Source organism: Pseudoalteromonas sp. SR45-6 (assembly GCF_014163545.1).
Classification (GTDB): domain Bacteria; phylum Pseudomonadota; class Gammaproteobacteria; order Enterobacterales; family Alteromonadaceae; genus Pseudoalteromonas; species Pseudoalteromonas rhizosphaerae.
Genome location: NZ_JACJDM010000069.1, coordinates 1 through 21,316, shown reverse-complemented (window position 1 = coordinate 21,316; position 21,316 = coordinate 1). Strand labels below are relative to the sequence as shown.

The following is a 21,316-nucleotide window of genomic DNA, read 5'->3' as shown; positions in this document are numbered from 1 at the left end:
CGTGTGATTTGCTGTCGCGTAAACCTAAAAAGTCCAAATAACCAAAGCTTTATTAAAAGAATATGGTTAGCCGTATTAAACCATTTTGAAAAATAATCACAAGGTGAAAAAAGGTTGAATGCAACAGATATTCATGGCTCGCTTTAACATTATGATTATTTGGTTACCATTGCAGGTTGATAAGTTTGCAGCCTAAAAGTGCCTCTATAACCACATGAAATATAAATACTAAAAATCAGATAGTTGAAGCTTTAAATAATTCTATGCTTATCATTTTATATTCCGCAATTTAACGTGCCTTACGTAAGTTACAAATAAAAACAATAGAATAATTACTCTATACGTATTGAAAATCAAAAATTTCAAGGTACACTTGTGCGCTGAAATTTGAACTTACAGGTGTACGCTCAAATTATTAAAGTAATTATTTCAGTGCTTACCCTTAAATAAAGAAAACACAGGCCAATAAGCACTCGGTTTAGAAAGAGATGTAATGACGATGTTTACGCAGGCATTAGACCAATTTTCAAAATGGTTTTTACACCATCAAAGTTTTGCAGGTTATATAGAACCAATTATGCAGGTATTTAAACCTGCATGGCGTGCAGGCCAATTTAGAGCACAAGTGATCCATACAGAATCACACAAGGGTGAATATTTAAGTATTCAACTTAAGCCAAGTAAACAATGGCCTGTTCACATTGCTGGACAGCATATTAGCTTAACAGTTGAAATAAATGGGCGGTTATTAACGCGTGTTTTTACTATTGTTTCAAGCGCTCAACAATTTAAAAACACTGGGCTTGTGCGCTTACTAATTAAAACAAATGCACTCGGGCGCTTTACTGGTTTACTTAAAGAAACACTGCAAGCTGGTTCGTGGTGTAGTATCACCGCGCCAAGTGGTGAATTTATATTTAAAAACACTGGCGCACCAGTCACTTTTATCGCGGGAGGTTCTGGTATCACGCCAATACTCGCTATGCTTGACGAACATCTTGGCCAAATATCCACCAATGTCATATTAGTGTATTACGCAAAAACGTCTGAACATCAATGTGTTGATGAACTTAGCGAATTGGCTCTGCGATTTAAGCACTTTTCATTTTTATTATTAACCCGCGAACAATCAAATCAGATTACCAGCCATATTAACCTCGCAGAAAAACCTGATGTTTATTGTTGTGGTCCTTTAACCTTTATGCAAACGGTCAGTGATTTTGCTAAAAAACACGCATTAAATTATAACCAAGAAGCGTTCGGTTTAGCCCTGCCAAGCACCCATAACGCAGGCCAACTTAATGTTAAAATTAATAACCATGCACATGTTGTAACAAATACTGATGTGCTACTAACACAGTTTGAAGCAAAACAGCTGCCAGTAAAACGCGGCTGTGGCATTGGAATTTGTCATCAGTGTCAATGTATTAAAAAGTCTGGCGTGGTACGTAATTTAAAAACTGGTGAACTATCAGATAACGGCGAACAGCTCATTCAACTGTGTGTCAGCCAACCTGTTAGTGATTTGGAGTTACAATTATGAAAACTATTAACTATGAGCAACTAGCAAGCGAATTAGATGCTATAAAAATGCAGACGCTTGATAAAGTGGGTCAAAAAGATGCCGACTATATTCGCTCTATTGTACGTAAACAGCGCCTATGTGAATGGAGCGGACGTATTCTATTAATGCTTGGGTTTATTCAACCATTGCTATGGGTTGCGGGAGTATTGCTACTCGCATTAGCTAAAATCCTTGATAATATGGAAATTGGTCACAATGTCATGCATGGCCAATACGACTGGATGAACGACAAACAACTTAACTCCCAACACTATGAATGGGACATAGCATGTGATGGCCAAAGCTGGCACCGCGTGCATAACTTTGAGCATCATACCTGCACCAATATTATTGGTAAAGACCGTGACTTTGGGTATGGTTTGCTACGCTTGAGTAATGACTTTAAATGGCGTTTGAAAAATATATGGCAGTTTATTACCTATATAAACTTAACTGTATTGTTTCAATGGGGTGTGTCATACCATGAGCTGGCAGCTGAGCGTGTATTTATGGGTAAAAAGAAAGAAAGCCGCGAAACTGACGTGTCTCACGCGATGTTAAAACGACGCTTTTTTAGTAAAGGTGCGCGCCAGTTAATTAAAGATTACGCGTTATTCCCGCTATTAGCTGGTCCATTATTTTTGTGGGTTTTAGCTGGTAATTTTCTTGCTAATTTAATTCGTAATTTGTGGACATCAACCATCATCTTTTGTGGTCACTTTACCGAAGAAACTAAAACCTTTAACGAGCAAGACTGCGTAAATGAAACTCAAGGTCAGTGGTATTATCGCCAAGTTTTAGGTTCATCAAATATTAACGGCGCTAATTGGTTTCATATATTAACGGGGCATTTGAGCTGTCAAATAGAGCACCATTTATTTCCTGACATGCCATCATCGCGCTATCAAGAAGTTGCTCCTAAGGTGCAAGCCGTACTAAAAAAACATGGTATTGCTTACAACACAGGTGGATTTTTTAAGCAATATACGTCGGTATTAAAACGCATTTTACGTTACTCTTTTAAATGATTTTTAATCACCCTAGATAACTAACCTGAGCTTAGGAGAATAAAAATAATATTAATACTTTAAATAAGTATCTGAGTAAATCTCTTAACCAAAGTTCAAGTTAACTAACTTTTTCGCTCGCCTTTAACCTTGCACCTATAAATTGAACTTACAAAAAAGCCACTGTTCATTACAAACAGCGGCTTCTCTTCTTAAAGCTTACAGCTCTAAAGCTTATTTAATTACTTCAAGGCCGTTCATATATGAACGAAGTACTTCAGGCACGACTACTGAACCATCCGCTTGTTGGTAGTTTTCTAAGATAGCCACTAAAGTACGTCCTACTGCTAGGCCTGAGCCATTGAGTGTATGCAGTAACTCTGGCTTCTTCTCACCCGCGCGACGAAAACGTGCTTGCATACGGCGCGCTTGGAAATCAACCATGTTTGAACATGATGAGATTTCACGGTAGGTATCTTGCGCTGGTAACCATACTTCTAAATCGTAGGTTTTTGCTGAGCCAAAGCCCATGTCACCCATACATAAAATTACTTTACGGTATGGTAGCTCTAGTGCTTGTAATATTTGCTCTGCGTGACCTGTTAGCTCTTCCAATGCTTGCATTGAATCTTCTGGTTTTACCAGCTGTACTAGCTCAACTTTATCGAACTGGTGCTGACGAATAAGGCCACGAGTATCACGGCCATAACTGCCAGCTTCACTTCTAAAACACGGAGTGTGGGCAGTTAAACGAATTGGTAAATCTTTTTCGTCGTAAATTTCGTCACGCGCGCTGTTTGTCAGTGGTACCTCTGCAGTAGGAATTAAGCTAAAACCTTCTTGCTCTTCACCGTCATCATTTACAAGACCTTTAGTGTGGAATAAGTCTTCTGCAAACTTAGGTAATTGGCCTGTACCGTATAAACTGTCGCGGTTTACTAAATACGGTACGTACATTTCTGTATAACCGTTTTTATCTGTATGCGTGTCTAGCATAAATTGCACTAGTGCGCGGTGCATGCGGGCCATTGCGCCGCGCATTACAGTAAAGCGTGAACCGGTAATTTTAACGCCCATTTCAAAATCAAGGCCGTTTAGATCTTGTCCTAAGTCTACATGATCTTTTACTGCAAAATCATACTTTTTAGGCTCGCCCCAGGTTGAAATCTCAACGTTGTCAGATTCGTCAGCGCCCGCTGGTACTGATTCATCAGGTAAATTGGGGATAGCTAAAGAAATTTGCTTGAGCTCTTCTAAAATAGCGTCTTGCTCAGCTTTAACACTATCAAGTTGCGCGCCTAAGTTGCTTACTGCATCTAACAATGGTTGTGCATCTTCGCCTTTAGCTTTAGCTTGGCCAATCGCTTTGGAGCTACTGTTACGCTCACTTTGTAATTCTTGTGTTTTTACTTGTAATGTTTTGCGTTTTTCTTCAAGTGCGCTGACAGTCGCAGTATCTAGCTCGTAACCACGTGCTGCTAGACGCGCAGCTGTTTGCTCGAGATCTTGACGTAATAATTTAGAATCTAACATGTTAGTTTTTAACCTTTTTGCATTACCAGCTGAAGGCCCAGCCAAGCCATAAAAATACACACCACCACATTTAAGGTGATATTAAGGGCCATTTTAAAAAAGTGACCTTGTTGCAATAACAACAACGAATCCATTGAAAATGTCGAGAAGGTGGTCAAAGCACCTAGAAAGCCAATCCCTATAAGGGTTTTAGCGGGGCTAACGGTGATAATTTCGCGCTCTATCAAACCGTATAATACGCCCATCAACAATGAACCAAGAATATTAACCGTCAACGTGCCAAAAGGGAATCCCCTACCAAGTAGTTTTAGCATGGTTTCACTAATAAAAAACCGTAAACAGGCACCTGAGGCTCCTCCTGCGGCAATCATGAGATATATCTTAAGGCTTGTCATAGCGTTTTATGTCACTGTGATGATCGCGCTCTTTCAAATAGTCGAGCTTTTGCTTTATTTTTTGTTCTAAGCCACGATCCGTTGGAAAGTAATATTGCTTATCGGCTATCTGCTCTGGAAAGTACTTTTCTCCTGCAGCATAGGCGCCTTCTTCATTGTGCGCATAGCGATACTCAGCACCATAGCCTAAGTCTTTCATTAAGTTAGTTGGTGCATTACGTAAATGCTCTGGCACCGGATAGCTAGGCTCGTTCTGCGCATCCGCCTTGGCTTGATTAAACGCCGCGTACACCGCATTACTCTTCGGTGCGCTAGCTAGGTAAATCGTAGCTTGTGCAATTGCACGCTCGCCTTCACTTGGTCCAACTCGCTGAAATATATCCCATGCATTGAGGGCCACTTCCATGGCACGCGGATCAGCATTACCAATATCTTCAGTGGCGATGGCGAGTAACCGCCTTGCAACATACAGCGGATCGCCGCCACCGGCTAAAATACGACAATACCAATACAAAGCACCATCTGGGGAGCTACCTCGAACTGACTTATGAAAGGCTGAGATCAAATCGTAAAATTCATCACCCCCTTTGTCATACTTGGCTAAATGCGTTGGCAATACTTGACTGAGTACGTGCTCATCAACTAAGTATTGACCGTTTTGCTCTACGGTTAAATCAATCGCCTGCTCAAGTAAATTAAGCACTTTACGAGCATCGCCATCACTGGCTTGGCACAACGCTTGTTTAGCATTTTGTGCAAGTACCACCGTTTTATTTTTCAGTTCATCATCGCTTGCAAGCGCTCGCTCAATAACAAGATGTAAATCAGTGTCTTGCAGCGATTTTAGGACATATACTCGTGCTCGCGATAAAATCGCATTGTTTAGTGCAAACGAGGGATTCTCGGTGGTGGCACCAACAAAAATAAAGGTACCATCCTCTATATGTGGTAAAAACGCATCTTGCTGAGATTTATTAAAACGATGTACTTCGTCAACAAACAGTAAGGTACGTTGGCCAAGACCTTCAAGGTTAGTACGCGCTTCACTCACCGCATCACGAATGTCTTTAATGCCTGCCGTTACCGCCGACATTTGAATCAGCGCCGCATCGGCATGGTTGGCAATAATTTGCGCTAAGGTCGTTTTACCAACGCCCGGCGGCCCCCACAAAATAAGACTGTGGCAACGCCCTGCTAAAATAGCTTGATAGAGAGGCTTATCTCGGCTTAATAGATGTTGCTGGCCAATATACTGATCTAAACTGGTTGGTCGCATGCGCGCCGCAAGTGGGCGCACATCGGGGCCAAAATTAAAGCCTAAATTACTCACCTTGACTTTGATCGTCTATTTCAACGCCTTCTGGAATACTAAACTCAAAGGTTGAAGTAGCAAGGCTTTGATTTACTTTAGTGTCGCTAAAAGTAAACGTAGATGATTGCCCTGAGCTGTCTTTAACCAGTAATGATGCTAAGCCTACTTTATCTGCTGCAAACACAATATCCAGCTGTTCAACTTGGCTTTCAACGCCTTTATTAGGTGTAACACTGAACCCAGTATCCGTGGCGTGTACTTGGTACTTTTGCCATTGCGCCGGATCTTTGGAGGTAAGTAATACAAACGGTGTTGAATCAATCAAACTGTGAGTATTCATAATCGTTACTTGCTCAGCAAAGCTGTCGAAGTAATAGGTTTTATCGCCATTTGATACAAATAACGTGTCATCAGGGCTCGCTTGTTGCCAACGGATCATCATTGGCTGTTGCAAGGCGATAGTACCTTCACCTTGCATAATTGATTGGCCTTGGTCGTCATTAACTTGCTGCGCAAATTGCGCTTGAAAACTCTTTAAACCGGCCAGTTTATCTTGTAATGCTTGGCTGTCATCCGTTGCACTGTCACTTGCAAATACTGATGCTGATAAAAAACAGCTAATTGCTAAGGCTAAATATTTAATTTGTTTCATTTAATTTGCTCCACCATTGGGCACTAATACATCACGGGCACCGTTATGACCTGGTGCGCTTACAATACCCGATGTTTCCATTTGTTCAACTAAACGTGCGGCACGGTTGTAACCAACACGTAATTTTCGCTGCACACTTGAAACTGACACTTTGCCTGTTTCAACAACAAATGACACGGCTTCATCATAAAGCGGATCTGATTCTTCATCCGCGTTTTCACTGGCTTCGCCTGGCAATAAAATATCCTCAGTGGCGTCACCATTTAAAATTTCGTCTATATAATTTGGTTTTGCACGTGCTTTCCAGTCATTCACCACCGCATGTACTTCATGGTCATCAACAAACGCGCCATGTACACGTATCGGTACGCTGGTGCCCGGCGGTAAATAGAGCATATCACCCATACCTAGCAGGTTTTCTGCGCCTTGTTGATCTAAGATGGTACGCGAGTCAATTTTACTTGATACCTGAAACGCCATTCGCGTTGGGATATTCGCTTTAATTAAACCAGTAATTACATCAACCGATGGGCGCTGTGTTGCTAGTATTAAATGAATACCTGCCGCTCGGGCTTTTTGCGCAATACGGGCAATTAGCTCTTCAACTTTTTTACCAACAATCATCATCATGTCAGCAAATTCGTCAATCACCACCACGATACTCGGTAACTTACCTAACTCGTCTGGTCCTTCTTTCATACCATCAGTATCTTTAAATAATGGATCGAGAATCGGGTAACCCGCCTCTTTCGCATCCAATACCTTTTGGTTGTAACCTTTTAAGTTACGAACACCTAACGCCGACATTAACTTATAACGACGTTCCATCTCACCTACACACCAACGCAGCGCATTGGCAGCTTCTTTCATATCGGTGACCACTTCACACAGTAAATGTGGGATACCTTCGTAAACAGAAAGTTCCAACATTTTCGGGTCAATCATGATCATACGCACATCATCAGGGCCTGATTTGTACAGTAAGCTTAATATCATTACATTAACGCCCACTGACTTACCTGAACCTGTGGTACCTGCCACCAGTAAATGCGGCATTTTACCCAAATCAGCACAGATTGGTTCACCGGCAATATCTTTACCTAAGACCATAGTCAGTGGCGATGGATTTTGCTCAAATTTTGGCGCGTCGATTACTTCTGATAACCGCACTATTTCGCGGTGTTTATTAGGTAATTCAATCCCTACATAGGTTTTACCCGGAATAACTTCAACCACTCGGACACTAACCGCTGATAGCGAGCGGGCTAAATCTTTAGCAAGACCAGTAATTTTAGAAACTTTAATACCCGGCGCTAAATCAAGCTCAAAACGGGTTACAACAGGTCCAGGGTATACGGCAACAACCGTAGCTTGAACGTTAAAATCAAGGAGTTTAGTTTCAACTAACCTCGATACAGCTTCAAGCTCTTCTGGTGAAATTGGGTTTTTGGCTTTATCAGGTCTATCTAACAAATCAAGCGTAGGCAATGGCGTACTTGGCGGCTTTTCTTCGAGTAGCTGCTCAAACTTTTCTTTTGCGGTAGGTGGAGGCTGATAGGTACTCTTTGGTTTTGGCATTGGTCTTGCTGGCGAAACCACAGTAGTAACTGGTTTTTCAGGCTCTGTAACATGGCTTTGATCAAGCGCATTTAAGGCAGCCGCAGTGTCCATTGGTTCATCATCAATGGCGCTAAAATTAATTTCTTGATCCAGAATGTCATCCAAATCATCAAATGCAGGATGAGAGTCTTGATTTGACACCGCACTATCAATATCCACTTTTGGTTCTGAAAAGCGAATGGCGGGTGTCTCTTTACGTGTCTGTTGCTCATTAACAGGGTCTTGTTCAATTGCAACTTCAGTATTTGCAGTGCGTTCGCGTTGTAACCATGCTTTTAAGTGATGGGCAATAAAACGATAACCTCGCATGATCAAATCGCCAATAAAATCGACACATTGCACCCACGACACGCCTGTTAATAATGTTAATCCAGCAAAAAAGAAACATAATAATAAAATCGAGGTACCGGTAAAGTTAAATGCAGGCATCATCGCTGAAGCTATCACATCACCGACTACCCCACCGGATGAAAAATTATAAATATCATCAAAATTAATACTACTGATAGCCGTTGCTGAAGTGATAAATAATGCAAAACCAATCACTCTAAGCGATAACGTTGTATAGTCGAGTTGAAATATTCTATGAGGTTGCTTAAATAATAAGTAGCCGAATATTTGTAGTGCAGCTGGCACAAAATAAGCTAACCAGCCAAATGTCAGCAATAAAATATCGGCGATCCACGCACCTGCAGCTCCAGTTATGTTTCTTACATTGTCATAACCTGTTTGCGACCAACTCGGATCAGCAGGATCAAAGCTTACCAGCGCACACAATATAAATATTGCGGCAAAGGTGCTAATTATTAAACCGGTTTCTAATAGTCTTTGTACACCATTTAGGCGCATAACTCGCTATTCCTCATTTTTCTTTGTACTTCTTTGTACTCATTCTTAGCAATGGAATACCTTAGCAGGAAATACTTTTTGTTGCACTTTATCTTAACCATGATGGCCTGATTATGAACAGGTTTTTATTAATCGCGCATGTATCAATAATACAACTTAAGTCGTTACTAAAAAATAGCGCATAGTTCAGCCGATATATGGGCGAATAATCACCCCTTGCTCGCCTTTTACTTCTTCCATAACAACATAGGTACGGCTTTCACTAACGTTCGGTAGCTTGAGCAGAATATCCCCTAATACACCACGATATTCAGACATATCATTTACGCGGGTTTTTAGTAAAAAGTCAAAGTTACCCGAGACTAAATGGCATTCGATAATTTCATCATGCTTTTTAACTGCAGCACTAAATTCATCAAACACATCAGGTGATGTTTTAGTGATTGTCACTTCGACGTACACCGACAAACCTTGCCCAAGTTTAGCAGGGTCAACCACGGCTTTATAACCGACGATGTAACCTTCGCGTTCGAGCTTTTTTACACGCTCTAAACAAGGCGTTGCACTGAGCCCCACACGTCGAGCTAATTCAACATTAGATACTCGGCCATCGTGCTGTAGCTCTATTAAAATCTTACGGTCAATACGGTCTAATAACTCATGCATAATAACGACTAGTTTTTTGTACTGTTTAAATGGTGTTTTCAGATTATATCACTAGAATACCGATTAAAAAAGGTGAGACACACTGCCAGTACATGAATATAATAGTGAAAAATTTTATCCCGTTCTATTAAGGCAATATTATGATTATCGGTGTACCTAAAGAAATAAAAAACCATGAATACCGTGTAGGTATGGTCCCTGCTAGTGTTCGTGAGTTAGTAAACCACGGCCACCAAGTTTTTGTTGAATCTGATGCAGGTATGGGCATTGGCTTCACTAACGAAGATTACACACTGGCAGGTGCAGAAATTCTAGCAACTGCTGCTGAGGTTTTCGCAACAGCAGAGATGATTATAAAAGTAAAAGAGCCACAAGCCGTTGAACGTGCAATGCTACGTGAAGACCAAATTCTTTTCACTTACTTACACCTTGCACCAGATCTTCCACAAACTGAAGACCTAATCAAAAGCAAAGCAATTTGTATCGCATACGAAACAGTAACTGATTCACGCGGTGGTTTGCCACTACTTGCGCCTATGAGTGAAGTTGCTGGTCGTATGTCTATTCAAGCTGGTGCACAAGCGCTTGAAAAATCAAACCATGGTCGTGGCATGCTACTTGGCGGCGTACCGGGTGTTGAGCCAGCTAAAGTTGTTGTTATTGGCGGCGGCATGGTTGGTCGTAGCGCAGCACAAATGGCTGTTGGCCTTGGTGCTGAAGTTGTCGTACTTGATCGTAACATTGACGTACTACGCGCACTTGACGCTCAGTTTGGTAATAAAGTTAAAGCGATTTACTCAACAGCTGATGCACTTGAAAAGCATGTACTTGAAGCTGACCTAGTAATTGGTGGCGTACTTATCCCTGGTGCTGCTGCACCTAAACTAGTTACTGCTGAACACATTAAAGCAATGAAGCCTGGCTCTGCAATTGTTGATGTTGCAATTGACCAAGGTGGTTGTATCGCAACGTCTAAAGCAACAACTCACGCTGATCCGACCTTCATCGTTGATGACGTTGTTCACTACTGTGTTGCTAACATGCCAGGTGCTGTACCACGTACATCTACTTTCGCACTTAACAATGCAACATTGCCTTTCATCATTAACCTTGCAAACAAAGGTTATAAGAAAGCATTACTAGATGACGCTAACTTCCTTAAAGGTCTTAACGTGATCAAAGGCCAAGTAACTTACAAAGAAGTTGCTGAAGCCTTCAACATGCCATACGTAGATCCACGTACTGCTGTTGAAAACGCATAACTAGCGTTTAGAATAATAAAAGCCTGTGAACATCAGTTCACAGGCTTTTTTTATATCACCAAAAAAGTTTATTACAGCTTACATTGTGGGTTTTTACCCGCCGCTTTTGCTGCTTTTTGCTCATTTAATGCTTGTGGCAATTTTGCTTGTAGCTCTTTAATGCGGTTAGCAGGTGCTGGGTGAGTAGACATAAATTCAGGTGTATTACCACTGCCTGCTTTACTCATATTCTGCCAAAGTGTTACGGATTCTTTTGGATTAAATCCGGCTTTTGCCATTAAATCTAAACCCACTTGGTCGGCCTCAGATTCATGAGAGCGACTAAATGGTAAAATAACGCCGTACTGCGCACCTAAACCAAGACCTTGCATAATTTCGTTACGATATTGTACATTGCCCATTTCAAGTGCGGCACTGCCCGCTTGCATACCTGTTTGTAGCAAGGAACTTTGTGATACGCGTTCATTAGAGTGCTCAGCAATTACATGCCCTACTTCGTGCCCGATAACGGTTGCTAGCTGATCTTGATTTTCAGCCACTTTTAACAACCCTGTATGCACACCAATATAGCCACCGGGTAATGCAAACGCGTTAGCTGAATCGTCTTCAAATACCACCACTTCCCACGCCTGAGTTGCATACTGTTGCGGTAATACTGCAATCACATCGTCAGCAATGCACTTTACATACGCATTTACTTGAGGATTATTATTAATTTTTTGATTCTTTTTCATATCAGCAAAGCTTTGCTGACCCATCTGACTCATTTGTTGATCAGAATAAAGCGCAATTTGCGTACGCCCTGTTGGTGATGTTTTACAACCCGCTAATACAGCGGTGGCAAGCACAGCCAAAACTAATTTTTTCATTGTATTCTCTTAACTAACAATTTAATTGTTCTTAGAATAGCAAACCAGCCTGCAATTGAATATATCGACTGCCAGTAAAAACATCTGTTGCGTTATATTTCAGTTAAAGGCGATAGTTAGCATGCAAACTAAGTACCCAAGACTAATTGTCGCTGTTACAATAGCAGCCTCTTTTTGTTTAATGGGTTAGTCATGCAGGACTCGGTTTCTTTAAATAAACGCATTCTATTACCTTTACTCGCCAGTATTGTTGCAATTACGCCACTGGCAATCGATATGTATCTTCCGGCAATGTTAGTCATTGCTAACGACCTTAATACCACAATGCCTAATGTACAAATATCGTTAAGCATATATTTAGCTGGCTATGCGCTGGGAATGCTATTTTTTGGCCCAATCGCAGATCAAATTGGTCGTCGCGTGTTAACGAAGGTCGGCTTAGCATTGTTTGGCTTAAGCTCTGTCGCATTGGCCTTTTGTAATGACATTCATCTATTTTGGGCTTTGCGGGGCGTACAAGCATTCACAGGTGCTGCAGCAACCGTTGTGGTGCCAGGGATAATTCGTCATATTTATAAACAAGATACTGCTAAAGGAATGTCGTATGTATCGATGATCATGATGGTAGCGCCCTTAGTCGCACCAACGGTTGGATCAATGATCATGGGCTTATCTCACTGGCAAACAATCTTTTTAGTACTGGCTAGTTACAGCTTTGTTATTTTAGCCTTGGTACAAATATACTTAATCGATATCCCTATTTTCAAAAGCCCGATGAAAGGCTTTGCACTATTTTTCGATAGCTATAAAACCGTATTTAAAAATAAAGATACCCGAGCAGATATAGCCAGCTCAATGTTTGTCTCATTCGGCTTTTTTTGCTTTTTAACCGCAGTGCCCTTTGTATACCTTGATTACTTTAAAGTATCAGAACAATTATTTGGTGTTTTATTTGCTTTCAATGTCATGGCGCTAATGTTTGGTAACTTTTTAAATACCCGCCTAGTACCACGTATTGGTTCACGAAAAATGCTGTATTATGGATTAGCGGTCGGCTTTGTAGCTGGCAGTGCCCTACTCACATTTAGCATATTACACCTATCGCTGTATTTTATTGTTGCAGCTATTGCTCCTCTGATGATGAGTTTAGGGGTTACCGCTAGTAATGCTGATGCATTGATCTTAATGCAGTTTGAAGAGCGTTCTGGCACCGCTACGGCGGTTATTGGTACATTGCGCTTTGGCAGCGGTGCATTAGTCGGTCCAATTTTAGCCTTAATGCATGCACAAAGTGCGGTACCATTTTCAAGCTTAATGTTCAGCGCATTAGTATTAACACTAATAGCCCAGCTTTGGCACCGAGCTAGAAACAAAAAAAATGCCCGTAGTTAACGGGCATTTTTTTACTAAGCGACTTATTTATTCAGCTGCTTTAGATACCATCACCATTGCAGGGCGTAATAAACGACCATTTAATGTATACCCTTTTTGCATCACTGCTAATACAGTGTTAGGTGTTACATCATTGCTTGGTTGAATCGACATTGCTTGGTGGAATTCAGGATTAAACTGCTCACCTTGTGGGTTAACAATTTCAACACCAAATTTTGCAACCGCATCGTTGAAGCTTTTAACTGTCATATCAATCCCTTCAAGCAATGGCTTTAAGGTTTCGTTTTCTTTGTCTGAGAACTCAATAGCACGTTCTAGATTATCAATAACAGGTAATAATTCGTTAGCGAACTTTTCAAGTGCAAATTTATGCGCTTTTTCTACATCTTGTGCAGCACGGCGACGAATATTATCAACGTCTGCAGCGGCACGTACTACGCTATCTTTTTGGTTTGCGATAGTTTGTTTCGCATCTTCAAGCTCAGCATAAAGCATAGCAATTTCAGCTTCAGGGCTAACTTCTTCGCCTTCGTGCGCGTCAGCAGCTTCTACAGCCGCTTCAACGTCTGCTTGCATTTGCTCTAATTCTTCGTTTAATTCAACTTCTTGCTCTGGTGATTTTGTCTGCTCAGACATAATTTAAGTGCTCCAATACTTTTCAATTGCGGTAATTATGGGGATTGAATCAAAAGATTCAAGAGCCAGATGACTCGATTAATTTAAATTCTTGAATGATTGCTTCAATTTGCGCCGATTTAGGACAAATTACACAAAAACGACTTTGATATTCTTGATTTTGAAAATACGGCACGCTGATCACCATCAGTTCGTCACAATCAGTAAATGGCAATTGTGACGTATTTAAAACCGACACACCATTTTTAAAAGCTAACTTATCTTCTACAAAGTTCAAAAATGAGACACCAATATTTAAGCTTTGTTCACAATCAATTTGCCGATATAAATAATTTTCGCCGACCACGATACTGTTATCTGAGCCTAATTTATGGCTCAGCTCACGGGTCCATTGATTTAACGAATCATGACAATTTCGTGGTGCTGTATTTGCCATTGCTTGCATACGGTACAAGCCTTCCATTAAAGTTTGTTGACTGAATACAGTATTAAGCCAAGTAGCGAATTGATAACGTACGATGTCAGACGCATCATCCGGCTTATGAATACAAATGTTATGGCTTTGCCCTGCTCTATCTAACAGTAAAATAAGCCAATCATTGCTGTCAAAATCTAATACTTCAACTCTAAAAACATGTTGAGAACTTACTTGTGGCAGACCAACGCAGCAACATACCTGATAACGCTGGCTTATACCATGCGCCATCTCGACTAATTGCGCTTGTGCAGGCTGCCAATATTGCGCAATCTGCGACAGAGGGAAAAATTCACTTAGCCAATAATCAAATCCGGCATTAGTAGGTACCCGTCCAGCAGAAGTATGCGGTGAATACAGCAGGCCTATTTTTTCTAGGCGCGACATCGCATTTCTAACTGTTGCAGAACACACAGCCATACCTTTTTGCTTGGCAATACGGCTTGACGCGACAGGTTGACCTTCGCCATTACAGTACAGGCTCATCACGGCGGAAAATATTTGCTGATCTCGAGGGTTTAAATTCATAGTATCTACATCTTGCTGCATACTGGGGATATCGGGGCGTAGTGAGTTTATTTCAAGGTTATTTTCAAACTTGTCACTTTTGAGTTACTCTACTGATATTAATACTATTGATGCGTTTATCATGGAATCACCGTTTAAAACCATAGGTTTAATTGGCAAACCAAATCACAGTGGTGCAGCTGCAACTTTACAGCGCTTATACACTTTTTTAAATGCGTTAGGATTTGACGTGTTATTAGAGCAGAGAACCGGTCATCAATTAACCAATGTCCCCAAGGAAAAGTTAGTCAAACTGGTTGAGCTTGGCGAACGTGCCGATCTCGCTATTGTGGTCGGAGGCGATGGTAATATGCTTGGCGCAGCAAGGGTATTAGCCCGATTTGATGTTGCTGTTATAGGCGTAAACAGAGGCAATTTAGGTTTTCTAACAGATTTAAACCCAGAAGGCTTTGAAGCTAGTTTAGAACAAGTATTAAGTGGTCAATATCTTGAAGAAAAACGCTTTTTATTAGAAGTTGCAGTTTATCGCCATGGTGAATTAAAAAGTGCTAACTCAGCAGTGAATGAAGCCGTTTTACATGCCGATAAAGTCGCTCACATGATTGAATTTGAAGCCTTCATTAATAACGATTTTGTTTTTTCTCAGCGCTCTGATGGTTTAATTGTCTCAACCCCTACGGGCTCAACAGCCTATTCGCTGTCGGGTGGCGGGCCCATTTTGACCCCAGAACTAAATGCAATATCATTAGTGCCGATGTTTCCGCATACATTATCAAGCCGACCATTAGTGGTTGATGCCGATAACGAAGTACGCTTAAAGCTCAGCTTAGAGAATACCGACAGCTTACAAGTCAGCTGCGATAGTCATGTGGTGCTTGCTGTATTGCCTGGCGATGAAGTGATAATTAAAAAAGCAGATAAGAAACTACGCCTGATCCACCCCAAAGACTACTCTTACTATCATGTACTTCGCACTAAGCTCAACTGGGGTAGTCGTTTATATTAATTTTATTGCGCTCATTCAGACTTTAGAGCAAAATAAGCTGAATTCATTTATTACCTTTTCAAGGGAAATCAAACCGAAATGACGTATGTTGTTTTCTTTGCTTTATTATTACTGATAACGCTGCTTGGCAGCTATTTGGTGATTGAAAATAATCGCCGAAAAGCGCTTGAAGCGCAAAAAAAGCTATTCAATAATCGCGTTAAAGAAGTAACTCAACAGTTAAAAATAAAATTAAATGAGTACTGCGACGCAAAAATAATTCGTCCTAAATACATCCCAAGAATACAAGTTATTGCCAGTAATTTCTTTGTCGTACAACCTCATACTGACGAAAACTTATTGTATCTTGAACGCATAAACGAGTCATTGATCAGCACGATTAGTAGTGAGTTGGCAAAAACTTATGTAACAGGTGAACGAGATGCACTAGCTGAACGCTTAGATTTTTTTGTGGCTGAGTTACCCATAGCCGGCGTTGCTTACAATAAAACGTTTTACCATGAACTTTTACCATCCATGATTAAAGTTTTACGCACTGATGATTTATCTGCGAATCCTGAAGATTATGTCAAACCTGTTGATCCTGAAACTAATTTTGAGAAATCAACCAGTGAGTAAGTAATAAACTAGATAGCGACATTAAAAATTAATTTGCAAAAACCCAAAACACTGTATAAATTAACAGTTAATTGACTGGATGGATGAACAGTATGTTAACTGGGTTAGAGATTAAAAATTTTGCAATTGTAAGCAATTTAAGCACCGAGTGGCAAAGCGGTATGACAGCCATTACGGGTGAAACAGGTGCCGGTAAATCTATTGCTATTGATGCCTTATCTTTATGTTTGGGTGAACGTGCCGAAGCCTCAGCTGTTCGCCCAGGCACTGAGCGCGCTGAAATATGCGCCACCTTCGATTTAACCAACCTCCCCTTGGCTAAGCAGTTTTTAGAACAGCATTTGCTATCGAATGATGAGCAAGAGTGCTTACTTCGTCGTGTGGTGTGTAAAAATGGCCGCAGCAAAAGTTATATTAATGGCACCCCAGTCACTGCAGCCCAACTAAAAGAAATCGGTCAGTACTTGATCTCTATTCATGGTCAACATGCTCACCAATATTTGCTTAAAAGCGAACATCAACTCCAGCTATTAGACGCTTATGCAGGTCATCAACCTCTGGTTGAAGCAGTGCGCCAGCATTATCGTAATTGCCAAAACTTACAAAAAGAATTTACCGCGCTCGAACAAGCCCAGTTGCAACAAGCAGCGCAAAAGCAATTATTAGAGTACCAAGTAGCTGAGCTTGATGAGTTTGCTTTACAACCAGATGAATTTTCGCAAATTGAAGCCGAGCATTATAAGCTCAGCCACAGCCAAACTATTATTGAAGCATGCCAACGTGAGCTACAAAGCTTATACGAAAATGACGAGCAAAATGCCTGTTCCCTATTACAACATAGCGCGCAGCAGTTTGCTGAGCTTGCCGGGTTTGATGAAAGCCTAGCTGGCGTGGCTGCTTTACTCGAAGAAGCGGCTGTGCAAGTTGAGGAAGCGAGTCGTGAAATTCGTAATTATGCAGAGCAAGCTGAACTTGATCCGAGCCGACTAATCGACGTTGAAACACGATTAAGTGGTGCGATGGATTTATCACGTAAACACCATATTAAACCAGAGGACTTAGTTGAGTTTCACCAAAGTATCACACAAGAGCTTGAGTCGATTAGTAATAACTCGACCCGTTTAACGCAACTTGAAGGTGAAATTAACCAAGCATTAGCAGCTTATCAGCAAGCTGCGCAAACCCTTAGCGAAAGCCGTCATGAGGCCGCGCAGACATTAAATACATTGATCAGTGCAAGCATGGCGCATTTATCAATGGAAAATGGTGTGTTTGAAATCGCCCTTACACCACAACCTGAAAAAGCACCAAACAGCCTAGGTTTTGATAATGTAGCGTTTTTAGTATCAACCAACCCCGGGCAGCCATTACAACCACTGTCTAAAGTCGCCTCTGGCGGTGAGCTGTCGCGTATAAGTTTAGCGATACAAGTTATTATTGCGCAAAAAGTCACTACGCCAACGCTTATTTTTGATGAAGTGGATGTAGGTATTTCTGGACCAACTGCAGCAGCTGTAGGCAAGCTTTTACGTCAATTAGGTAAATCAACTCAAGTTATCTGCGTAACCCATTTACCGCAAGTTGCCAGCTCGGGGCATCAGCAGTTTTTTGTGGCCAAAGAAATTGCCAATGGCGAAACCTTTACACAAATGTTGCCACTCAGTAAACATGGCCGTATTGATGAAATTGCCCGTTTACTTGGTGGTGATAACATCAGTAAAACAGCCAAAGCTAACGCAAAAGAGTTAATTATGGCGCATGCTTAATTAAGCTAAAACAAAACCTACGTTTAGACTATTTTTAAATACAACCATCTATTAAGCCTTACTTATATAAAGCAAGGCTTAATAACTAACAATAGAACACATATAAATCATGACGATAACAACATTGCCAATAAAATTAATTAGCCTTCTTTTTTGTTTTACACTTTTAACGGGTTGTAATGATTACTTTATAAATACCACGCAACTGACAAATAGCACATGGCAACCACTTTTAGTCATTGCATTTATTAGCCTATTTTTGATCCCATTAATTAGCTTAGCGCTGCTTATATTTAGTCAATGGAAGCACCTTCAGTTTAAAATAACTCTGCAACGTTATTTACATGGCTCACTTGTTTTAATGCTCGCCATAGCATGGTTTATCGAATTAAGCTTAGTGCAACGCGCTGATAACCGTATGGATTTGATGTTAACGCTGTGCGCGCTAGCCACTCAAATGGTATTAGTCGTAGCTGCTTTTGTACTTGTTAATAAACAACAAAAAATGCACCACCGCGCTAAAAACTTTCTGTAAAGCATTGTTTAAAACAACAATTAAAAACATTTACTTTACATAATTGACACATTTAATTTAGCAACATACACTCAATAAAATAAAAAAATCGATGGAATGAATAATGAGCGCTACACAATCTAAAATCACCCAGCTAAAACGTTGTTATGCAACATTACAACTGGGTGTTGCTAAAGCTGATGGCCGCCTTACTCTTACTGATAACCTGCTGCATTTTGAAGCCCTCAATAAACAACTTAACTTAGGTTGTTATGCCATCAAACTTAATAATATTTCCCATGTCGAAAAATGCGCAGCTAAAGCCGGCGGTTTAATCCCTATCACCACCGCTGGAATCAAAATAACCACCAAAGAAAATTATCATCTAGAGTTTATTTTAGCTGAACCCGATGAGTGGCTTAATTGCCTGCAAGCTAGTCATTAAGCATTAAAGGAAAGGTACTAGGCTGGAGGTTCTAGGCGCTAGGAAAAGCCAAAACAGTTCGGCGTTAAATTTATCACCTTAGGTTGTGGTTGAGAGCAACGAAACCCAACGATGAATGATTAAAACTGAATGACGGCTTAGAGCGAGAACCAGCCATTGAAAAAGTTAAATTTATTCCTGTGTTTTGAGTAGAAATCTAATTTTGTCCAATAACATTATTAAACGCCGTTTTGGGGCAAAATAACATGCTTAATTTCTAGATGTTTTAATTACTTGTTTACAAAGGTAATTATTGGTGAAATTATCATGGTATGTAATACACGCCGTTTTGGTGTGTTATAAACCACCAAAATGGAGTAAACATGCTTAGTGAACAAAAGTTAACTGATATAGAAAAACAAATATTAGATGAAAAGAAAACTGTAGATTTTGATACAAGAGAATTTACAATCGAGTTCTTAGTTCAAAAATATTTAACCGATATTGAATCGGAAGAAAACGATATATTTGTCCCTGAATATCAACGCGATTTTGTATGGGATGAAGTACGTCAATCACGACTAATAGAATCAATTACTTTAGGGCTTCCAATACCTATCGTTTTTATGGCTGAAGATGCCCAAGGGCGACTGGAAATTGTAGATGGCTCACAAAGAATCAGAACATTAGCTGCTTTTATCTCAGACGATCTAAAGTTAACCCGACTTGAAAAACTGACCGAACTAAATGACTTAACATTTGGAGACTTGCCTAAATCTCGTCAAAAAAAGATTAAAAACACACCCATAAGAATGATCGTTCTTTCTGAATCGGCAACAGAAGAAGTTAGAAACGATCTGTTTGAACGAATAAATCGTGGTAGTGATTTATTGCGTAATATGGAAAAAAGGAAAGGCATCTACCCAGGAACTTTCAATGACTTTATATACAAAGAATGTGCTAAAAATGAACTGTTAGTTAAACTTGCACCATTAGGGAAAAGTGTACTTAATAGACAGGAACATGAAGAATTAATTCTCAGGTTTTTTGCATTAATGGATTCATACCCCAAATTTCCAACATATGGACGAGGCATTGGTGTAATGCTCGACGAATATATGGAAGAAAAAAATAAGACTTTTACTCCTGATGAAAGAGAAATTAAAAAGAAGCAATTCACTGATATGTTAGAGTTTGTGGATGAGGTTTTTGAAAATGGCTTCCGTAAGAAAAATGGCAATTCAATAACAAGAATTTTCTTTGAAGCAATTTCTGTTGGAGTTCATCTAGCTCTCCAAAATGGTAATACTCTTAATACATCCAAACTGGACGCAGGCGAATGGCTTAAAGATCAAAATTTCAAACGCCTAATCTCTGGCACGCATCGTACTCATAGCCCTGATAAAATTAATAAGCGCATAGATTTTGTGAAAAGCCAGTTAATTAATAGGTAGGTGACAGCCTTGCATACAATTAAAGATGATTTTGAAGAGAAGCGACTGGAAGCTGAAATTTTAATTAATCATATCCAAGATATTTCTAACGAAACAGGGAGCGTCAATAAAGTAGCAATATTAAAATCAGCATTCATTATACTCCTTTACAATGTGATTGAATCGACAGCGGTTCTAATACTTGAGAGAGTACATGAGAAAGTTTCTCGACACCAATATTGCGAATTGTCAGAGCAACTTAAAAAGCTTTATATTGAATGCTATATGTTCAATGAGAGCAAAAAGAAACAACAAGTAGCGTTGGATTTGATTATTGGTAACTCTCTTGCTTTTCCTGATTTTGAGGAACTAACAAAAAAGATAAATCTTTTTTCTGGCAATCTTGATGCCAGAGAGTTAAGCAAAATTATGGGGCGTTATGGAATAGGAAAAATAACAAGCTTAAATAAAGAAAAGCTGGTCATAGTTAAAAATAAGAGAAACAAAATTGCACATGGCGAAGTTATGTTTAAGGAATGTTGTCGTGATTCCACTCATAAAGAATTATCTGTAATTAAAACTGCTGTTTTTGATTCATTAAATCAAATGATTTTACTGACAGATAAATATTTTGAGCAAAAAAGGTATCTCGTACATTGAGTTATTGGCCGCTAATCGGGTAGCCGGAGGTCTCTAACCTCCAGCCCCCACACCACCCATCATGCGGGTCCGCAATGGGCGGTTCATCTCCCGTAATGAATATTGATCCAAATATCTCTCAATGACACTAAACCT

The 21,316-nt window shown here is 40.2% G+C and carries 20 protein-coding genes; 11 read left to right on the top strand and 9 right to left on the bottom strand.

Annotated features, from left to right (window positions below):
- Positions 1 to 499: 499 nt before the first annotated feature.
- Positions 500 to 1,543 (top strand): flavin reductase family protein, encoded by a 1,044-nt coding sequence (locus tag H5158_RS20205; RefSeq protein ID WP_182719392.1) that lies wholly within the window; start codon positions 500 to 502, stop codon positions 1,541 to 1,543.
- The gene (locus H5158_RS20200) at positions 1,540 to 2,592 is read left to right on the top strand and encodes an acyl-CoA desaturase (protein ID WP_182740750.1); all 1,053 of its coding nucleotides are present in this window, start codon (positions 1,540 to 1,542) and stop codon (positions 2,590 to 2,592) included. Before H5158_RS20205 ends, H5158_RS20200 begins: the two co-directional genes overlap by 4 nt.
- 213 nt (positions 2,593 to 2,805) lie before the next feature.
- Here H5158_RS20200 and serS read toward each other — a convergent pair whose 3' ends face one another.
- From serS to lrp, 6 genes are all read right to left on the bottom strand, one after another.
- Entirely contained in the window at positions 2,806 to 4,104 is a 1,299-nt protein-coding gene (gene serS / locus H5158_RS20195) for a serine--tRNA ligase (RefSeq protein WP_145242225.1), read from the bottom strand.
- 8 nt (positions 4,105 to 4,112) lie between these two features.
- Complete coding sequence (crcB, locus tag H5158_RS20190; RefSeq protein WP_392352509.1) at positions 4,113 to 4,475, bottom strand: fluoride efflux transporter CrcB; 363 nt, start codon at positions 4,473 to 4,475, stop codon at positions 4,113 to 4,115.
- Between the two features lie 10 nt (positions 4,476 to 4,485).
- Positions 4,486 to 5,829, bottom strand: a complete 1,344-nt coding sequence (locus tag H5158_RS20185; protein WP_182719386.1) for a replication-associated recombination protein A — start codon at positions 5,827 to 5,829, stop codon at positions 4,486 to 4,488.
- Complete coding sequence (gene lolA / locus H5158_RS20180) at positions 5,822 to 6,463, bottom strand: outer membrane lipoprotein chaperone LolA (RefSeq protein WP_149982719.1); 642 nt, start codon at positions 6,461 to 6,463, stop codon at positions 5,822 to 5,824. The genes H5158_RS20185 and lolA overlap by 8 nt, the downstream gene beginning before the upstream one ends.
- On the bottom strand, positions 6,464 to 8,932 hold the full coding sequence (locus tag H5158_RS20175) for a DNA translocase FtsK (protein WP_182740749.1): 2,469 nt from the start codon (positions 8,930 to 8,932) through the stop codon (positions 6,464 to 6,466).
- Positions 8,933 to 9,118: 186 nt separating this feature from the next.
- Positions 9,119 to 9,598 (bottom strand): leucine-responsive transcriptional regulator Lrp, encoded by a 480-nt coding sequence (gene lrp / locus H5158_RS20170; protein ID WP_145242214.1) that lies wholly within the window; start codon positions 9,596 to 9,598, stop codon positions 9,119 to 9,121.
- A 140-nt stretch (positions 9,599 to 9,738) separates the two neighbouring features.
- On the opposite strand from lrp, the gene ald reads away from it, so the two are divergent.
- The gene (ald, locus tag H5158_RS20165; RefSeq protein WP_149982720.1) at positions 9,739 to 10,860 is read left to right on the top strand and encodes an alanine dehydrogenase; all 1,122 of its coding nucleotides are present in this window, start codon (positions 9,739 to 9,741) and stop codon (positions 10,858 to 10,860) included.
- Positions 10,861 to 10,931: 71 nt separating this feature from the next.
- On the opposite strand, the gene H5158_RS20160 is transcribed toward ald, so the two are convergent.
- Positions 10,932 to 11,729 carry a M48 family metallopeptidase gene (locus H5158_RS20160; protein WP_145242210.1) on the bottom strand — a complete coding sequence of 266 codons (798 nt, stop codon included), beginning with the start codon at positions 11,727 to 11,729 and terminating at the stop codon, positions 10,932 to 10,934.
- Between the two features lie 192 nt (positions 11,730 to 11,921).
- Here H5158_RS20160 and H5158_RS20155 point away from each other — a divergent pair, with 192 nt between their 5' ends.
- Complete coding sequence (locus H5158_RS20155; protein WP_145242208.1) at positions 11,922 to 13,121, top strand: Bcr/CflA family efflux MFS transporter; 1,200 nt, start codon at positions 11,922 to 11,924, stop codon at positions 13,119 to 13,121.
- Between the two features lie 27 nt (positions 13,122 to 13,148).
- Here H5158_RS20155 and grpE read toward each other — a convergent pair whose 3' ends face one another.
- Together grpE and H5158_RS20145 are read right to left on the bottom strand one after the other, a co-directional pair.
- Positions 13,149 to 13,757 (bottom strand): nucleotide exchange factor GrpE, encoded by a 609-nt coding sequence (grpE, locus tag H5158_RS20150; RefSeq protein WP_145242206.1) that lies wholly within the window; start codon positions 13,755 to 13,757, stop codon positions 13,149 to 13,151.
- Positions 13,758 to 13,815: 58 nt separating this feature from the next.
- Positions 13,816 to 14,781: an HrcA family transcriptional regulator gene (locus H5158_RS20145; RefSeq protein ID WP_149982721.1), complete on the bottom strand. Its 966-nt coding sequence runs from the start codon at positions 14,779 to 14,781 to the stop codon at positions 13,816 to 13,818.
- Between the two features lie 100 nt (positions 14,782 to 14,881).
- On the opposite strand from H5158_RS20145, the gene nadK reads away from it, so the two are divergent.
- The 7 genes from nadK (at position 14,882) to H5158_RS20110 (ending at position 21,181) form a co-directional block, all read left to right on the top strand.
- Complete coding sequence (gene nadK / locus H5158_RS20140; RefSeq protein ID WP_145242288.1) at positions 14,882 to 15,766, top strand: NAD(+) kinase; 885 nt, start codon at positions 14,882 to 14,884, stop codon at positions 15,764 to 15,766.
- 78 nt (positions 15,767 to 15,844) lie between these two features.
- Positions 15,845 to 16,384 carry a hypothetical protein gene (locus H5158_RS20135; RefSeq protein ID WP_145242202.1) on the top strand — a complete coding sequence of 180 codons (540 nt, stop codon included), beginning with the start codon at positions 15,845 to 15,847 and terminating at the stop codon, positions 16,382 to 16,384.
- A 92-nt stretch (positions 16,385 to 16,476) separates the two neighbouring features.
- Positions 16,477 to 18,150, top strand: coding sequence for a DNA repair protein RecN (gene recN / locus H5158_RS20130; protein WP_182740748.1), 1,674 nt, complete (start codon positions 16,477 to 16,479; stop codon positions 18,148 to 18,150).
- 109 nt (positions 18,151 to 18,259) lie between these two features.
- The gene (locus H5158_RS20125; protein ID WP_145242198.1) at positions 18,260 to 18,685 is read left to right on the top strand and encodes a hypothetical protein; all 426 of its coding nucleotides are present in this window, start codon (positions 18,260 to 18,262) and stop codon (positions 18,683 to 18,685) included.
- A 103-nt stretch (positions 18,686 to 18,788) separates the two neighbouring features.
- Positions 18,789 to 19,109 carry a hypothetical protein gene (locus H5158_RS20120; RefSeq protein WP_145242196.1) on the top strand — a complete coding sequence of 107 codons (321 nt, stop codon included), beginning with the start codon at positions 18,789 to 18,791 and terminating at the stop codon, positions 19,107 to 19,109.
- A gap of 362 nt (positions 19,110 to 19,471) precedes the next feature.
- On the top strand, positions 19,472 to 20,542 hold the full coding sequence (locus H5158_RS20115) for a DUF262 domain-containing protein (RefSeq protein ID WP_182740747.1): 1,071 nt from the start codon (positions 19,472 to 19,474) through the stop codon (positions 20,540 to 20,542).
- Between the two features lie 9 nt (positions 20,543 to 20,551).
- A complete protein-coding gene (locus H5158_RS20110; protein WP_182740746.1) occupies positions 20,552 to 21,181 on the top strand; it encodes an MAE_28990/MAE_18760 family HEPN-like nuclease in 630 nt (209 codons plus the stop codon).
- Positions 21,182 to 21,316: the final 135 nt, after the last annotated feature.

Coding starts and splice junctions, on each gene's coding strand:
- H5158_RS20155 (WP_145242208.1), top strand. CDS start 11,922: ATGCAGGACTCGGTTTCTTTAAATAAACGCATTCTATTACCTTTACTC.
- serS (WP_145242225.1), bottom strand. CDS start 4,104: ATGTTAGATTCTAAATTATTACGTCAAGATCTCGAGCAAACAGCTGCG.
- lrp (WP_145242214.1), bottom strand. CDS start 9,598: ATGCATGAGTTATTAGACCGTATTGACCGTAAGATTTTAATAGAGCTA.
- H5158_RS20120 (WP_145242196.1), top strand. CDS start 18,789: ATGAGCGCTACACAATCTAAAATCACCCAGCTAAAACGTTGTTATGCA.
- grpE (WP_145242206.1), bottom strand. CDS start 13,757: ATGTCTGAGCAGACAAAATCACCAGAGCAAGAAGTTGAATTAAACGAA.
- H5158_RS20200 (WP_182740750.1), top strand. CDS start 1,540: ATGAAAACTATTAACTATGAGCAACTAGCAAGCGAATTAGATGCTATA.
- H5158_RS20135 (WP_145242202.1), top strand. CDS start 15,845: ATGACGTATGTTGTTTTCTTTGCTTTATTATTACTGATAACGCTGCTT.
- H5158_RS20175 (WP_182740749.1), bottom strand. CDS start 8,932: ATGCGCCTAAATGGTGTACAAAGACTATTAGAAACCGGTTTAATAATT.
- H5158_RS20205 (WP_182719392.1), top strand. CDS start 500: ATGTTTACGCAGGCATTAGACCAATTTTCAAAATGGTTTTTACACCAT.
- ald (WP_149982720.1), top strand. CDS start 9,739: ATGATTATCGGTGTACCTAAAGAAATAAAAAACCATGAATACCGTGTA.
- nadK (WP_145242288.1), top strand. CDS start 14,882: ATGGAATCACCGTTTAAAACCATAGGTTTAATTGGCAAACCAAATCAC.
- recN (WP_182740748.1), top strand. CDS start 16,477: ATGTTAACTGGGTTAGAGATTAAAAATTTTGCAATTGTAAGCAATTTA.
- H5158_RS20160 (WP_145242210.1), bottom strand. CDS start 11,729: ATGAAAAAATTAGTTTTGGCTGTGCTTGCCACCGCTGTATTAGCGGGT.
- H5158_RS20145 (WP_149982721.1), bottom strand. CDS start 14,781: ATGCAGCAAGATGTAGATACTATGAATTTAAACCCTCGAGATCAGCAA.
- crcB (WP_392352509.1), bottom strand. CDS start 4,475: ATGATTGCCGCAGGAGGAGCCTCAGGTGCCTGTTTACGGTTTTTTATT.
- H5158_RS20125 (WP_145242198.1), top strand. CDS start 18,260: ATGACGATAACAACATTGCCAATAAAATTAATTAGCCTTCTTTTTTGT.
- H5158_RS20115 (WP_182740747.1), top strand. CDS start 19,472: ATGCTTAGTGAACAAAAGTTAACTGATATAGAAAAACAAATATTAGAT.
- lolA (WP_149982719.1), bottom strand. CDS start 6,463: ATGAAACAAATTAAATATTTAGCCTTAGCAATTAGCTGTTTTTTATCA.